The organism is Allobosea sp. TBD101 (assembly GCF_059817965.1).
Genome location: NZ_CM187543.1, coordinates 2,943,426 through 2,957,666, shown reverse-complemented (window position 1 = coordinate 2,957,666; position 14,241 = coordinate 2,943,426). Strand labels below are relative to the sequence as shown.

Below are 14,241 nucleotides of genomic sequence, written 5' to 3'. Positions count from 1 at the left end.
TCAATAATTTAGAATACTTATAATGTTCACTCCTCGACTGGCCCTTTCCGCGCGAGGTCATTAAGAACACGTCGCACAGACAACATTTCCCGGATATTGCGCGTGAGCCACTTCAAATCGCTCCTTGTCGCGCTTGCGGTTTGCGCCGCAGGTGCACTGACGAATCCGCTTGCGGCAGCTCCGACGAACTTCCCCCTGACGCTCGATAATTGCGGGGCGAAGGTCACCTTCCAGAAAGCGCCGCAGCGCGCCATCGGGCTCGGCCAGAACAGCGCCGAGATCATGCTGTTGCTCGGACTGCAGGACAGGATGGTGGGCACGGCCTTCTGGCCGAGCAAGGTCCTGCCGCAGCTCGCCGAAGCCAATGCCAAGGTGAAGCTCCTGACCGTGGAGTTCCCCACCTTCGAGAGCATGCTCGCCGAGCGGCCCGATTTCGTCGCAGCGGCCCTGCCCACGCTGCTGGGCCCGAGCAGCAAGGTCGCCAAGCGCGAGGATTTCGACCGCGTCGGCGTGCCGAGCTATCTTTCCCCGAGCACCTGCCTCGATACGAAGGGCAGCAAGGACGCCTATGGCAGCCGCGCCCAGCTCTGGAGCACGGATGCGCTTTATCAGGAGATCGACGAGCTCTCGCGGATCTTCGACGTCGCGGATCGCGGCCAGGCCCTGATCGCCGACTTCAAGGCGCGCGAGGCGGCGCTCCGTGCCAGCGTGACACCGGGCGACAAGAAGCTCTCCTATGTCTTCTGGTTCTCCAGCCCCTCCCCCTCCGCCGATGCCTATCTCGGCGGCAAGAACGGTGCCTCCGGCTTCATCGCGGACCTGCTCGGCGGGCGCAATGCCATCGGCGCCGAGGCCGAGTGGCCGACGCTGGGCTGGGAAGGCATCATCGCCGCGAAGCCGGACGTGATTGTCGTCGCCAGCCTCGATCGTAACCGCTGGGAACTCGACAAGCCGGAGGCCAAGATCAAGTTCCTGACCACGGACCCGGCAGTCAGCCAGCTAGCGGCCGTCAGGAACAAGGCGATCGTGATCATGGACGGCCAGGCGATGAACCCGACCGTCCGCACGATCTATGGCGCCGAGCAGGTGGCGCAGCAATTGAAAGCGCTCGGCCAGCTCAAGTGATCTCCGGGAACGGCGCCCTCGAAGGCAAGGCGGTCTTTGCCGGCCTGATGCTGGCATCGCTCGCTGCAATCGGCCTTGCCATCGGACTGAGCGTCGGCATCGGCGACCTGCCGATCCCGCTCGGCACGACCTTCACCGCAATCACCAACCGGCTCGGCTGGACCTCGACGGAGATCGAACGCGTCTACGAGACGGTGATCTGGGATTACCGGTTGAGCCGCGCGCTGGTCGCGGCCTTCTGCGGCGCAGGCCTCGCATTGTCCGGCGCGATCATGCAATCGCTGCTGCGTAACCCGCTGGCGGAGCCCTATGTGCTCGGCATCTCGGCGGGCGCATCGACCGGCGCGGTTGCCATCATCATCCTGGGCCTGGGCGGCGGCGTCCTGTCGTTGTCCGGCGGCGCCTTCCTCGGCGCCTTCGCGGCCTTCTGCTTCGTCGCACTGCTCTCGAGCGGCACGCGCGGCGGCGCCGATCGTACGATCCTGGCGGGCGTCGCGGCCTCGCAACTCTTCAACGCCACGACCTCCTACATCGTCACGACATCCGGCAACGCCCAGCAGGCACGCGACGTCATGTTCTGGCTGCTCGGCAGTTTCGGCGGTGTGCGCTGGCCGGAATTCATGCTGGTTTCCGTCGTCGTCAGCATCGGGCTTATCGCCTGCCTCTGCTATGCTAGGACGCTCGACACCTTCGCCTTCGGCGACGAGACGGCCGCCTCCCTCGGCGTCAATGTCGACCGGGCCCGGATCGTGCTCTTCGCCCTCACCGCGATGATGACAGCGACCATCGTCAGCATGGTCGGCTCAATCGGCTTCGTCGGCCTGATCGTGCCGCATACGGCGCGTGCCCTGGTCGGCCCCCTTCATGTGCGGTTGCTACCGGCCTGCATGCTGATCGGCGCGGTCTTCATGGTGCTGGCGGATGTCGCTTCGCGCGCTCTGATCCCGCAGCAGGTGCTCCCGATCGGCGTCGTCACGGCGCTCGTCGGCGTGCCGTTCTTCTCGATCATCCTCTACCGCTTGCAGCGCGCCTCATGAGCATTACGGCAGAGAACCTGGTGTGGCGGATCGGAAGCAAGACGATCGTCGACGGCGTCTCCTTCTCCGCGGAGCCCGGCCGGATGCTCGGCCTGCTCGGTCCCAACGGTTCCGGCAAAACCTCGCTGCTGCGCCTGCTGACCGGCCTGAAGCGCCCGCAATCGGGCCGCGTGCTGCTGGACGGCAGCGACCTCGCGTCGCTCGGCGCCAGGGCCGTGGCGCGCCGCGTCGCCTTCGTCGAGCAGCACGCCGCGACCAGCGCCAATCTCCGCATCACCGACATCGTCCGGCTCGGCCGGTTCCCGCACCGCTCCTGGCTATCGCGCTGGACCCATGCCGACGACCGCGCCGTGGATGAGGCGCTCCTGCGCGCCGGCTTGCAGGACCGGCGCGGCGATCGCTGGCAGAGCCTGTCGGGCGGCGAGAAACAGCGCACGCATATCGCCAGGGCACTTGCGCAGACGCCGACCGAGCTGATCCTGGACGAGCCGACCAACCATCTCGACATCCAGCACCAGATCGGCGTGCTGAAGCTTGTCGCGAGCCTGCCGATCACCAGCGTCGTCGCCCTGCATGATCTCAATCACGCCGCCATGTTCTGCGACGCGGTCATCGTCATGCAGCAGGGCAAGATCGTGGCGTCCGGTGCTCCGGATGCCGTGATCACCGAGGCTCTCCTGCGCGATGTCTTTTCGGTCGAGGCCCGCATCGAGACATCTCCGCATCATCTAAGGCCGCATATCCACTACCTGCGCTGATTGGCCTGCTCATCATCGCTGACGACGCACTTGGACAGGCGGCTCGTCCTTTCATCGCCGTCCTACGGTAAGAACTCATCCCGGCCGCGATCCGCTCCATCGGCGGTGCGACGGGCGTTCGAGGGCAGCCTAAACCTTGACGTGGTGTGATGGCTCCGTAGGCCCGCTGCTGCGCATCAGGATCGGTTGAGACAAGCTTGGATCTAACTGGGCCGGCTGTTGCCGACCCTCGGCCAGGTCACAGCGACCAAGGCCGCTGACGAGCATCAACGCCATGGCTGATTTTTTGGATTCAAAGCGGTAATCCGGCCCGGCGCCCGAGCCTGAGTGTGGCCGTAGCGCCGACGCCGAGAGCCAGCGCGAAGACCCAACCCGAGAGCGCGCTGGCCGAGATGCCTGAGAGCAGCGTGCCGACGGTGCAGCCGAGGCCAATGACGGTGCCCCAGCCCAGCAGGACGCCCCCGGTCAATCCGCGTAGCGCCTGACCGATCGTCGGCCAACGCGGCTTGAACTCGCCCGCGGCGAGTGCCGCGATCAGCGCGGCTGCGACGATGCCGGCGATGAACAAGCCGTTCGGCGTCAGCAGGGCGTCACGGATAACCGTGGCGCAGCCACGGAAGCTGTCGAGCCGTTCGAGCCGCGAAGGCAGTAGCTCGAAGGCGCCGGCAAGCTGGCGCGAGCGCGAGCCGATCTCGGCGGTCACGCCGAGCGGGGACAGGCGCAGATAGGCGGCAACACCGATCAGGCCGACGGACAGCCCGCCCAGCCAGGCCGGCCAGCGCTGCCGGAAGATGGCGACGAGAGGATCGCGCGAGGGCTCCGGCTGTTGGGGGAATCTGCCCTTGCGCAGGACAATCCAGGCCAGCGCGGCCAGAACGGCGAGCGACGCGATCAGCGCACCGCCATAGCCGAGATGGCGCGGCATCCACGGCACTGGAGCTCCCGCGATCGTCCAGAGATAGAGCCCATTCCAGCTTTGAAAGCCCAGGATGAACCCGCCGACGGCGCCGATCAGGGCGAAGGGCGCGGTCGGCGAGCCTTCGCCGAGACGGTAGAGATGGGCGCTGAGGCAGGAGCCCGAGAGCGCCATCCCTGCCCCGAAGGCCAGACCCGCAAGCACGAGCGCGAGGCTGACCGGCCCGATATGGGCCGTCGGCGGCAGGCGCGTGCCCGACGGGTCCGGCAGCCAGGCGCCGAAGATCAGCGTGTAGCCGGTGATGCCCACGGCCAGCGCCGTGACGATGCCGAGCAGGCCGCGCGGGTCGCGCCGGTCCAGCCAGTCGCGCCAGATGCAGAGGAAGCAGAAGCGCGAGCGCTGGATCACGAAGCCGAAGGCGGCGCCGAGGATCAGCGACAACTGCAGCTGCGGCGCCGGGTCCCCGACCAGCTTGTTGTAGACGGTCCAGTCGAGCACCTCGACCTGCGCGCGAAAGCCGACATCCTCGAGATAGCCGGCCACAGCCTCGACGATCTCGCGGTCCTTCACATAGCGGCCGCTCGGCGTGCTGATCTTGAGCGCCGGGCGCTTGCTGCCGCTGAAGCCGGCCTCGCGCAGCAGGGCTTTCGCCCGCTCGGGGTCGAAGCGGATCGCGCGGCTCAAGTCCGGCGCGAAGCCGGGGATGGCAGGCGGGAAGAATCCGCGCGTCGGCGCGCCATGCCCCTCCAGAACCTGCTTCACGATCGCATCACGGTCTATGGCGAGGTCGATCGCCTTACGGACCCGCGGATCGCCGGTGACACGGTCCTTGCCGGTGCGGACATGCAGGGCGAGGTTGCGCGATGTCGAAGGTGATGGCGCGCGTGCCCTTGTTGTCGTTCAGGCGCGCGATGTCCTCCGGCGGGATGTTGACGGCGATATCGACGCCGCCGGTCAGGAGCTCGGCCACGCGCGTGCTCGTCTCGGGAATGGCGCGGATGACGACGCCGTCCCATTTCGGCGTGCCGCCCCACCAGCGCGGGTTCTTCGCCAGAACGAGGCGGTCAGACTTGACCCAGCGCTTGAAGAGATAGGGGCCGGTACCGACCGGCTGCTTGAAGAACTCCTCCCGCCCGCCGGCCTTTTCGAAGGCGGCCTTGGGCAGGATGCCGGCGCCGTTGCCGACGAAAGCATGCAGCAGCAGCGTGTCCGGCCCGTCGGTCTCGATCTTGAGAGTGGTGTCGTCCGGCGCCTCGACCGCCTTGATGCGGCGGAACTTGGCAGAGCTGATCAGCTTCTTGTCCTGCTGGGAGCGCTCGATCGTGAACTTGACGTCCTGCGCCGTGAACTTGTCGCCGTTATGCCAGTAGACGTCGTCGCGCAGCCTGATCGTCCAGTGGATGTTGTCGTCGCTGCTCCAGGACACCGCAAGGCGCGGCGTGAAACGCAATTGTCCCTGGCTGAAATCCTTGTCGACCAGATAGTCGTAGAGATTCACCAGTGCCGACTCGGTGCTGTTATTACCGTGATTGGCCGGGTCGAGCGACAGGATGTCGTTGCCCTGTGCGATGGTCAGCGTTTGTGCCGCGGAGGAATGACTGAGGACCGGAGAAGCTCAGTGCAACCGCAATAGCCAGGACAGGCCAACGAACCGGGCCAGGAATACCAATGAAACGAACGCCCTATCTCTCGAATATCAGGATTTGCGCTAAGTTATCGCGGACTACTCGAAAAAAGCCTTCAAATACTCCGTCTTTTGAATACGAACGACCTTTCCCGAGGCGGCTCCAGAGCAATTTCTGCCCCGGTACCTGACAGATCGTGCCAGCTGGATAAACGTCGGCCCCTGCCTGTCCCACGATTCCGGCCCGGAGCCTTTCTGAATGCACTCGCGCGTTTCCGGCAGGGCGCCCTACAAGAGAATCATCTGCATAAAAACTGCAATCTCCAAGCAACAATGCAAACAGATTAAACAACCACCCTTGCAATTAAATAAAGAAGCCCCTCCTCTTTCAGCATAAATCACTATTCTCGTAAGCTGCGGCATTGATCAATTCAATCAAACCGCAGCCCCATGACAGATGCTTGCGAATTCCTCTGGTACATACCGAATGACGTGAAGCCCGGTCATCGCGGCGATTCCGCCACGGGTGATCACAACAGCCTCGATGCCTTGGCCAGCCATGCACTCGCGCTGGAGCGCTTCGGCTGGAAGGGCGCCCTGATCGGCACGGGCTGGGGGCGGCCTGACGCGTTCACAGTCGCAGCCTCGCTCGCCGCCCGCACCAGGACGTTCGAGCCGCTGATCGCGATCCGCCCCGGCTATTGGCGGCCTGCCAATCTGGCCTCGGCCGCAGCGACGCTCGACCACCTGAGCGGCGGGCGCGTCCGCATCAACATCGTATCGGGGCAGGACGACCTTGCCGCCTATGGCGATGCGGAAGGCGACCAGGCCCAGCGCTACGCGCGAACCCGCGAGTTCATGCAGCTCGTCCGCAAGCTCTGGACCCAGGAGAAGGTCAGCTTCCGCGGCACGTATTTTTCGGTCTCGAACGCGACCGTTCAACCGCGCCTGCAGCCGCGAGACGGCAGGGCTCATCCCAAGCTCTATTTCGGGGGAGCATCGGAAGCGGCGGAGCGCGTCGCCGCGACCGAGGCCGATGTTCAGCTTTTCTGGGGCGAGCCGCTCGCCGAGATCGCGCAGCGGATCGCCCGCCTCCGATCCCTGAGCGATGAACTCGGCCGGGAGCTCGCGCCGCTCGAGTTCGGGCTGCGCATCACGACGCTGGTCCGCGACACGACGGAGCAGGCCTGGGCCGACGCCAAGGCCAAGGTCGCGGCGATGGCGGGAAACAACGGTGCAGGCTGGCACGACCACCAGAATTTCGTCGCGATCGGCCAGCGGCGCCTGCTCGCCCTGGCGGATCGCGGCGAAGTGCTGGACGACAATCTCTATACCGCACCGGGCAAGGTCGGCGGCGGCGGCGCGGGCACGACCTGGCTCGTCGGTTCGGCCGCCGATGTCGCGAGCTCGCTGAAGAAATATCGCGATCTCGGCATCACCCAATTCATCCTGTCCGACACGCCCTATCTCACGGAGATCGAGCGCCAGGGCCTGAACCTGCTGCCTCTGCTGCGCGACGAGCGGGCGGCGGCACCGGCGCTCCCCGCGCCTTGAGCGGCACCGAAAACCCCTGAACCAAAGCTGCCTGCGCAGCCGATCGCATTCCAGAAGAAGGACATTGCCATGTCGTCATCCCCTCGCCGCCTCAAGACCCTGATGGGCGCCTCCAATGTCATCGCCGCTGCAAACGATGCCGACCCGGCCACGGGGGCGAAGCGCGCGGCCGAGCTCGCCCGCAGGGCCGAGGCCGAGAAGATCACCGGACTCTTTACCGCCGACCTGCTCCAGATCGATCCGGCCGGGCTCGCCGGCACGGCCGGAGTACAGGACCCGCTCATCGCGCTCGCTGCGCTGAGCCAGGTCACGTCGCATATCGGCCTCGTCGCGACGATCTCGACGACCTTCCATCATCCCTACAATCTGGCGCGCCTGATCGGCACGCTCGATCATGCCAGCGGCGGCCGCGCCGGATGGAACGCGGTCACCTCCTCGGTCGGCGAGGAGAATTTCGGGGCACTCCTGCTCAGCCCCGAGGAGCGCTATGCCCGCGCCGCAGAATTCATCGAGGTCGTGAATGCCTTATACGATGCGAATGAAAGGGACGCCGTCACCCGCAAGGCCTCCGGCGCGCTCGCGCTCGATCCCGCAAAATTCCATCGCATCGACTATCGCGGCCGGCACTTCGCCGTTCAGGGACCGCTCAACGTACCGCCTTTGCCGCAGGGCCGCCCCGTGCAGTTCCAGGCGGGCCAATCCGAAGCGGGGATCAATGTCGGGGCGCGCTATGCCGAGGTGGTCTACACCTCGCAGCCGAAGCTGGACGGCGCGATCGCCTTCGTGACCGAGCTGCGGCGCCGGGCCAAGAGCTTCGGGCGCGGGGACAACCTGCCCTTCGTGATGAACTCGTTCCATTCGGTCATCGGGGAATCCGACGCGGATGTCGCCCGACGCCTGAAGGAGAAGCACGAGCGCATCGATTACGACCTCGGCCGCCTCAAGCTCGCCGACATGCTCGGCGGCAATATCGACCTCTCGGACCTGCCGCTCGACAAGCCCCTGCCCGACAGCCTGTTGCCGGAGATCACCAGCACCAACCGGCGCCGCGGGCGCGTCGAAATCTTCAGCCGCTACGCGAAGCAGGGCCTGACGCTTCGCGAGTTGATCATCGAGGCGCAGGAAACCGGCCACTGGTCGGTCGCGGGCACGCCCGAACACTTGGCCGATGCGATCGAGGAGCGCTTCCGGGCCGGCGTGCTGGATATCCTCACCCTCCACGGGCTCGGCAATCCCGATCAGGAAGACCTGCTCCTGAACGGCCTGCTGCCGGAGCTGCGCCGGCGCGCGCTGATCGATACCGACTATGTCGGAGGCGATTTCCGCTCGAACCTGGAGCTGCCTCCCTTGCCGCCGGCTGTCTCGCTGGCCCGCAGCGCCTGAGGCGAGCCAGCTTTCGCGCGACGCAGTCCTCTCAACCGCCGCGGAGATCGAACCACCCCTTCACGGCTTCGGCGAAAGCGAAATTTTACCCGTTCCCGAATGTATTTGAAAAGACATTCGATTGACGGGGAGCTGGCGCCAAACGATGATTACTACCATCGACATGGGTCAAATCATGCCGATCGCGGGATTTGTTGGAGCAGCTTGCACCACGTCATCAATGCTAAAAGCACCACGCGCATTGCCGTGGGCTCCTTTTGCTTGAGGAAGGCCCATGCTCATCCCGTTCAATATCATCGTAAACGCCCTGTTGCGCCTGTCGGCGTTCCTGCACTGGACGCGCACCGGCGAGCCCCGCCGCCGCAGCAGCGAATAGCGCAGCGGCGCCGCCGCGCACCCCGACCGACCATCGATTTCCGACATGCCAAGGGCTTCAGGCCGCGGCCATCGCTGGCCCGCGCCGATGCCCCAACTCATCCCGAGGTACTTCCATGAACCAGGCCGAACTCTGCCCGTCCCGCCGCGCGCTGCAGCCACAGCATCAAGAAGCAGCCACGGTGCGGCGCCTTCATCTGCGTGCGGCGATTGCAGCCATCGCCCTTCTCGCGGCCGGAGCCCCGGCCCTCGCCACCGACAACCAGGCGGGCGGAAAGCCCGTCGCCGGAGGCACGCTGACCTTCGGCCTAGCGAGCGACACCGCGATCATCGATCCCTCGATCACCGGCAGTTCGATCACGGCGCTGATCACCCGCAACCTCGTCGATTCCCTCGTCGGCCAGGCCGAGGATAACAGCTTCACGCCCTGGCTGGCCGAACGCTGGGAGGTGAATGCCGACAATACGATCTACACCTTCCATCTTCGCCGCGGCGTGACCTTCAGCGACGGCACGCCTCTCGACGCGGCGGCGGTCAAGTTCAATTTCGAGCGGATCCTCGATCCCAAGACGACATCGAGCTATGCGAAGTCCCTGCTCGGTCCGGTGGCCGGCATCGCCGCGCCCGACGCCGCGACGGTGGTGATCTCCTACAAGCAGGCCTTCGCGCCATTGCTGCAGGGCTTGAGCCTGCCCTATCTGGGCATCCAGTCGCCGACATATCTGCGCGAGGCCAAGAGCACGACCAACACCGTCGTCGGCTCCGGTCCCTTCCTGCTCGAGAGCTTCACCAAGGGGAGCGGCAGCCGGCTCACCCGGCGGGCCGACTACAACTGGGGACCGGGCTATGCCGCGCATCAGGGCCCGGCCCATCTCGATGCCATCGTGTTCCGCTACCTGCCGGAATCCTCGGTTCGCCTCGGCGCGCTCAGCAGCGGACAGGTGCAGGCGATCGACGAGGTGCCGCCGGCGAATTTCCGCTCCGTTCAGGGCGACAGCCGCCTTCAGGTGGTGACGCGCGAAAACCCCGGCGTGAACCGCTCGCTGTTCCTGAACACGAGCAAGGGCCCCTTCGCCGACAGCCGGGTTCGTCAGGCCTTCCAGAGCGCGATCGATGCGCCGAATGCGGTCAAGGCCGCCTATTTCGGCAGCCTCAAGGCGGCCGATAACATCTTCGGCCCTTCGACGCTCTATTACGATCCGAAGATCGCGAGCACATGGGGCTTTGACCAGCAGAAGGCCGCGAAGCTGCTCGACGAGGCCGGCTGGACCGCGAAGGACGGCGACGGCATCCGCTCGAAGGGCGGCGAACGCCTGAGCCTCCGCTTCGTCTACGACGCCGCCGCGTGGAGCGCCTCGGACCTGACCGTGGCCCAGGCGGTCCAGTTCTCCGTCAAGAAAGCAGGCTTCGACCTCAAGCTCGATCCCGTCGATGCCGGCGGATACACCGCCCGCACGGCTGCGAACGACTATGATCTCACCGCGCTCTACTATGTCCGCGCCGAACCGGACATCCTGCGGACCGTCTTCCATTCGGCCTATATCCCGCCGAACGGCGCCAATAATGCGCGAGTGAAGAGCCTCGACGAGATCCTGACCAAGGCGATCGGCGCCTCCGGCGAGGAGAGACAGCGCCTCTACGGCCAGGCACAGGCCGAGATCATCGGCCAGGCCTATGCCGTGCCGCTTTACGTCGTCGCCTATCAGCTCGGCGCCTCGAAGAAGCTGCAAGGCGTCAGCTGGGCAACGAATGCGAAGCCGAATCTCTACGATGCCTGGCTGGCTCGCTAACGCCCTGCCCGCGGGGCTCAGGCGCCTCGGCGTGATCGTCGCCGTGCTCTGGGGCGCGGCCACGATCACCTTCGTCGCGGTCAAGGCGATCCCCGGCGACCCCGTCGCAGTCCTGACCGGCGGCGAGAACGTCGTCGACGCGGCCGAGCGGGAGGCGCTCATCCGGCAGTTCGGCCTCGACCAGCCGCTGCCCGTGCAATACCTGCGCTATATCGGCCAGGCCCTGCTCGGCGATTTCGGCGACAGCTATCAATACCGGCAGCCGGTCATCGAGGTCATCGGCGAGGCGGCCGGGCCAACGCTCCAGCTCGCCGGGACCGCGATGGCGCTGGCGCTCGGGCTCGCCTTCGTCAACGCGCTAGCCACGGCAGGACGACGCAAGGGACTGCGAACCGTCCTCGCCGGCCTGGAGCTCGCCGTGCTGAGCACGCCGGTCTACTGGGTCGGCCTCCTGCTGCTGACGGTCTTCAGCTTCTATCTCGGCTGGTTCCCGATCATCGGCGGCGAAGGCTTCCGCGCCCTCGTACTTCCTGCCATCGCGCTCAGCCTGCCGCTCGCGGCCCTGCTGGGGCAGGTCCTGCGCGACGGGCTGGAAGAAGCGCTGCTCCAGCCTTTCGCCCTGACCGTGCGGACACGCGGCGTCAGCGAGACGCAGTTGCGCCTGCGCCACGCGCTGCGCCATGCCGCACTGGCGGTCTCGACGCTGACCGGCACGCTCTTCGCCGGCGTCCTCGCCGGCTCGATCCTCACCGAGACCGTGTTCGGGAGGGCCGGCATCGGCCAGATCACCCTGCAGGCGATCAAGACGCGCGACATGCCCCTGCTGCTCGGGCTGGTGATGCTGTCGGCTCTCGTCTCGGTGCTGATCAACCTGGCGGTCGACGCCCTCTACCTGCTGATCGACCCACGGCTGCGGAGGACCGCGCGATGAGCCTCGCCCTCGACATCGTCGCGCGTGTTCGCAACGGCGGCGGGCGTGCCGGGCATGCCTGGCGCGCACCGGGTCTCGTCGCCCCCCTCGCCTTCGTGCTGCTTCTCGTGGCTGCTGCCGCAGTGCCGCACTGGTTCACGGCACTGGCGCCTGACGCCGTCGATACCGATGCGATCCTGCTGCCGCCCGGCCTCGCCCACTGGTTCGGTACCGACCAGCTCGGCCGCGACGTCTTCACCCGCGTCATCCACGGCACCTCGCAATCGCTGGGCATCGGCCTCGGCGCGACGCTGATCGGCTGCGCCGGCGGCGTGCTCCTGGGCACGGCGGCGGGCCTTGCCCCGCCCATCCTGCAGCGCCTGCTCGTGCGGCTGATCGATATCCTGCTGGCCTTCCCGGAAATCCTGCTCGCCCTGCTGATCATCGCCGTGCTCGGCCGGGGGCCGACCAACACCCTCCTCGCCGTCGGGCTTTCCAGCATCGCGGGCTATGCCCGGCTGGTGCGCTCGCAAGTGCTGCGCGTCTGGCAGTCCGGCTATGTCGAGCATGCCGTCTCGCTCGGCGAGGCCACGCCGGCGATCATCGCCCGCCATGTCGTGCCGAATGCCATACGGCCGCTCGTCGTCCTGGCCACCATCGGCGTCGGCAATGCCGTGCTTTCGGCGTCGGCCCTGAGCTTCATCGGGCTCGGCGTGGTGCCGCCCGCCGCCGAATGGGGCGCGCTTCTGGCCGATGGGCGCAACTTCCTCGATACCGCACCGTGGATCAGCTTCCTGCCGGCAACGGTCGTCGCAGCCTCGGTCATCGCGATCACGATCCTGGGGCGCCGCCTGCAGCTCCTGCTTTCACAGGGAGGCCAGCCATGAACGTCCAGCTCGTCGGGCTGCATGACCTCGTCCGGGCCACGCCGGCTGCCCGCTCGACCATCCTCGACGTCGAGGACCTGCATGTCAGCTTCCCGGGCCGACTGGGGCGGCGGGAGGTCGTGCGCGGCATCTCCTTCACTATCGGTGCCGGAGAGATCCTCGCGATCGTCGGCGAGTCTGGCTCGGGCAAATCGGTCACCGCCCGCGCGCTGGTCGGGCTCGCAGGCCCAGGCGCAGAGCAGCGCGCCCGGGCGCTGCTCCTCTCGGGTCATGACGGCGAGACCCATTCCCTGAATGGTCTCACGGAGCGGCAATGGTCGAAGATCCGGGGCCGGGAGATCGGCTTCGTGCTGCAGGACGCCCTGGTCTCGCTCAATCCGCTGCGGACGATCGGACGGGAGGTCGGCGAGCCGCTCCTGACCCACGGACTGGTCCCGCGCACAGAAATCGGCACGGAGGTCGAAACCCTGCTCGCGCGTGTCGGCATTCCCGACCCGGCTGTCCGGGCTGCGCAATACCCCCACGAGCTTTCGGGCGGGCTGCGGCAACGGGCGCTCATCGCCTCGGCGCTGGCCGCAAGGCCGCGGCTGCTGATCGCCGACGAGCCGACCACGGCGCTCGACGTCACGATCCAGCAGCAGATCCTCGACGTCTTCCAGGCGCTCGCCAGGGCCGGGCATGGCATTCTGCTCATCACGCATGATCTGGCGGTGGCCGCGCAGCTCGCAGACCGTATCGCGGTCATGCAGAACGGCGAGCTGGTCGAGACCGGCCCGGCGCGGGAGGTCCTGCGGAAGCCGCGCCATGCCTATACGCAGTGCCTTCTGTCGGCCGTGCCGAGCGCCGCGACACGCGGACGCTGGCTGTCGACGCAAGGGACCCGGCCAGGGAAGCCGCAACAGCCCGAGGGAGGAGAGCCGATCCTGGCGCTGCGCGATATCGCGGTGCGGTTCACCCGCCCGGATCGGGGCGTGACCAGCGCGGCCGACGGCGTCTCACTGACGGTGTTTCCCGGCGAGACCCTCGGCATCGTCGGAGAATCGGGTTCAGGCAAGACCACGATCGGCAAGGTCGCGCTCGCATTGCGAAAGCCCGACCAGGGCGAGGCCCTGTTCCGTGGCTCGGCCTGGAGCAGCCTGTCCGAGCGCCAGCGCCGGCCGCTGCGCCGGCATATCCAGACGATCGTGCAGGACCCGCTGAATTCCTTCGATCCGCGCTATACCGTCCGGCGGATCGTCGAGCAGCCGCTTCGGCTTCACACCGCCCTTGGCAAGGGTGACCGGCAAGCGCGTGTCGAAGAGCTGCTCCGGCTCGTCAACCTGCCGACGGAGGTCCTCGACCGGCGGCCGGCGACATTGTCGGGCGGCCAACGGCAGCGTGTCTCGATCGCGCAGGCGCTGGCGAGCGAGCCCGATCTCCTGATCTGCGACGAGCCGGTGTCCGCGCTCGACGTGACCACGCAGGCGCAGGTGCTCGATCTGCTGATCGACCTTCAGCATCGGCTCGGGCTGGCGATGCTCTTCATCTCCCATGACCTCGGCGTGATCCGGCACATGAGCGACCGGATCGCGGTGATGAAGGACGGCGTCATCGTCGAGACAGGGCCGGCAGACGCGGTATTCGACGCTCCACAGCACGCCTATACGCGCCGCCTGCTCGCTGCGGTTCCGCGGCTCTAGCCATCGGCCGGCGATCGGCGCATGGAAATGGTGCTATCCGCCGCCCTCGATGGCACCAATGCGCCGCAATGAAACGGCGGCCAGAACGGCGAGAATGGCGACACTCGCGGCGCTGAACATCGCCGCGCTGCTGAACCCCGCGGTGAATGCCGTCCGCGCGGTTTCCAGAAGCCCGGGAGGCAGTTGCGAAGCGACCGAGGTTG

12 protein-coding genes are annotated in these 14,241 nt (G+C 66.8%); 9 read left to right on the top strand and 3 right to left on the bottom strand.

Going from position 1 to position 14,241, the window contains the following annotated elements:
• Positions 1 to 102: 102 nt before the first annotated feature.
• Genes AC6RIC_RS14500 through AC6RIC_RS14490 form a run of 3 tightly spaced genes read left to right on the top strand, consistent with a single transcriptional unit; the run spans position 103 to position 2,920 of the window.
• On the top strand, positions 103 to 1,125 hold the full coding sequence (locus AC6RIC_RS14500; protein ID WP_499732852.1) for an ABC transporter substrate-binding protein: 1,023 nt from the start codon (positions 103 to 105) through the stop codon (positions 1,123 to 1,125).
• 47 nt (positions 1,126 to 1,172) lie between these two features.
• Positions 1,173 to 2,162 carry a FecCD family ABC transporter permease gene (locus AC6RIC_RS14495; RefSeq protein WP_499736604.1) on the top strand — a complete coding sequence of 330 codons (990 nt, stop codon included), beginning with the start codon at positions 1,173 to 1,175 and terminating at the stop codon, positions 2,160 to 2,162.
• Positions 2,159 to 2,920 (top strand): ABC transporter ATP-binding protein, encoded by a 762-nt coding sequence (locus AC6RIC_RS14490; protein ID WP_499732851.1) that lies wholly within the window; start codon positions 2,159 to 2,161, stop codon positions 2,918 to 2,920. Before AC6RIC_RS14495 ends, AC6RIC_RS14490 begins: the two co-directional genes overlap by 4 nt.
• 292 nt (positions 2,921 to 3,212) lie before the next feature.
• Here the strand turns inward: AC6RIC_RS14490 and AC6RIC_RS14485 are convergent, their stop codons facing one another.
• On the bottom strand, positions 3,213 to 4,685 hold the full coding sequence (locus tag AC6RIC_RS14485) for a YeeE/YedE family protein (RefSeq protein WP_499736603.1): 1,473 nt from the start codon (positions 4,683 to 4,685) through the stop codon (positions 3,213 to 3,215).
• A complete protein-coding gene (locus AC6RIC_RS14480; protein WP_499732850.1) occupies positions 4,633 to 5,334 on the bottom strand; it encodes an ABC transporter substrate-binding protein in 702 nt (233 codons plus the stop codon). Before AC6RIC_RS14480 ends, AC6RIC_RS14485 begins: the two co-directional genes overlap by 53 nt.
• A 576-nt stretch (positions 5,335 to 5,910) precedes the next feature.
• Here AC6RIC_RS14480 and AC6RIC_RS14475 point away from each other — a divergent pair.
• Both AC6RIC_RS14475 and AC6RIC_RS14470 read left to right on the top strand, forming a co-directional pair.
• Entirely contained in the window at positions 5,911 to 7,014 is a 1,104-nt protein-coding gene (locus tag AC6RIC_RS14475; protein ID WP_499732849.1) for an LLM class flavin-dependent oxidoreductase, read from the top strand.
• 69 nt (positions 7,015 to 7,083) lie between these two features.
• Entirely contained in the window at positions 7,084 to 8,397 is a 1,314-nt protein-coding gene (locus AC6RIC_RS14470) for an NtaA/DmoA family FMN-dependent monooxygenase (RefSeq protein WP_499732848.1), read from the top strand.
• Positions 8,398 to 8,565: 168 nt separating this feature from the next.
• Here AC6RIC_RS14470 and AC6RIC_RS14465 read toward each other — a convergent pair whose 3' ends face one another.
• Positions 8,566 to 8,874, bottom strand: a complete 309-nt coding sequence (locus AC6RIC_RS14465) for a hypothetical protein (protein WP_499732847.1) — start codon at positions 8,872 to 8,874, stop codon at positions 8,566 to 8,568.
• Positions 8,875 to 8,888: 14 nt separating this feature from the next.
• Here AC6RIC_RS14465 and AC6RIC_RS14460 point away from each other — a divergent pair, with 14 nt between their 5' ends.
• From AC6RIC_RS14460 to AC6RIC_RS14445, 4 genes are read left to right on the top strand one after another with little or no spacing between them, the layout of a single operon-like run.
• Positions 8,889 to 10,562 (top strand): ABC transporter substrate-binding protein, encoded by a 1,674-nt coding sequence (locus AC6RIC_RS14460; protein ID WP_499732846.1) that lies wholly within the window; start codon positions 8,889 to 8,891, stop codon positions 10,560 to 10,562.
• A complete protein-coding gene (locus AC6RIC_RS14455) occupies positions 10,543 to 11,493 on the top strand; it encodes an ABC transporter permease (RefSeq protein WP_499732845.1) in 951 nt (316 codons plus the stop codon). Before AC6RIC_RS14460 ends, AC6RIC_RS14455 begins: the two co-directional genes overlap by 20 nt.
• Positions 11,490 to 12,359, top strand: coding sequence for an ABC transporter permease (locus AC6RIC_RS14450; RefSeq protein ID WP_499732844.1), 870 nt, complete (start codon positions 11,490 to 11,492; stop codon positions 12,357 to 12,359). The genes AC6RIC_RS14455 and AC6RIC_RS14450 overlap by 4 nt, the downstream gene beginning before the upstream one ends.
• Positions 12,356 to 14,038, top strand: a complete 1,683-nt coding sequence (locus tag AC6RIC_RS14445; RefSeq protein ID WP_499732843.1) for a dipeptide ABC transporter ATP-binding protein — start codon at positions 12,356 to 12,358, stop codon at positions 14,036 to 14,038. Before AC6RIC_RS14450 ends, AC6RIC_RS14445 begins: the two co-directional genes overlap by 4 nt.
• The last annotated feature ends 203 nt before the right edge of the window (positions 14,039 to 14,241 follow it).

Coding starts and splice junctions, on each gene's coding strand:
- AC6RIC_RS14450 (WP_499732844.1), top strand. CDS start 11,490: ATGAGCCTCGCCCTCGACATCGTCGCGCGTGTTCGCAACGGCGGCGGG.
- AC6RIC_RS14460 (WP_499732846.1), top strand. CDS start 8,889: ATGAACCAGGCCGAACTCTGCCCGTCCCGCCGCGCGCTGCAGCCACAG.
- AC6RIC_RS14445 (WP_499732843.1), top strand. CDS start 12,356: ATGAACGTCCAGCTCGTCGGGCTGCATGACCTCGTCCGGGCCACGCCG.
- AC6RIC_RS14470 (WP_499732848.1), top strand. CDS start 7,084: ATGTCGTCATCCCCTCGCCGCCTCAAGACCCTGATGGGCGCCTCCAAT.
- AC6RIC_RS14490 (WP_499732851.1), top strand. CDS start 2,159: ATGAGCATTACGGCAGAGAACCTGGTGTGGCGGATCGGAAGCAAGACG.
- AC6RIC_RS14455 (WP_499732845.1), top strand. CDS start 10,543: ATGCCTGGCTGGCTCGCTAACGCCCTGCCCGCGGGGCTCAGGCGCCTC.
- AC6RIC_RS14475 (WP_499732849.1), top strand. CDS start 5,911: ATGACAGATGCTTGCGAATTCCTCTGGTACATACCGAATGACGTGAAG.
- AC6RIC_RS14465 (WP_499732847.1), bottom strand. CDS start 8,874: ATGAGTTGGGGCATCGGCGCGGGCCAGCGATGGCCGCGGCCTGAAGCC.
- AC6RIC_RS14495 (WP_499736604.1), top strand. CDS start 1,173: ATGCTGGCATCGCTCGCTGCAATCGGCCTTGCCATCGGACTGAGCGTC.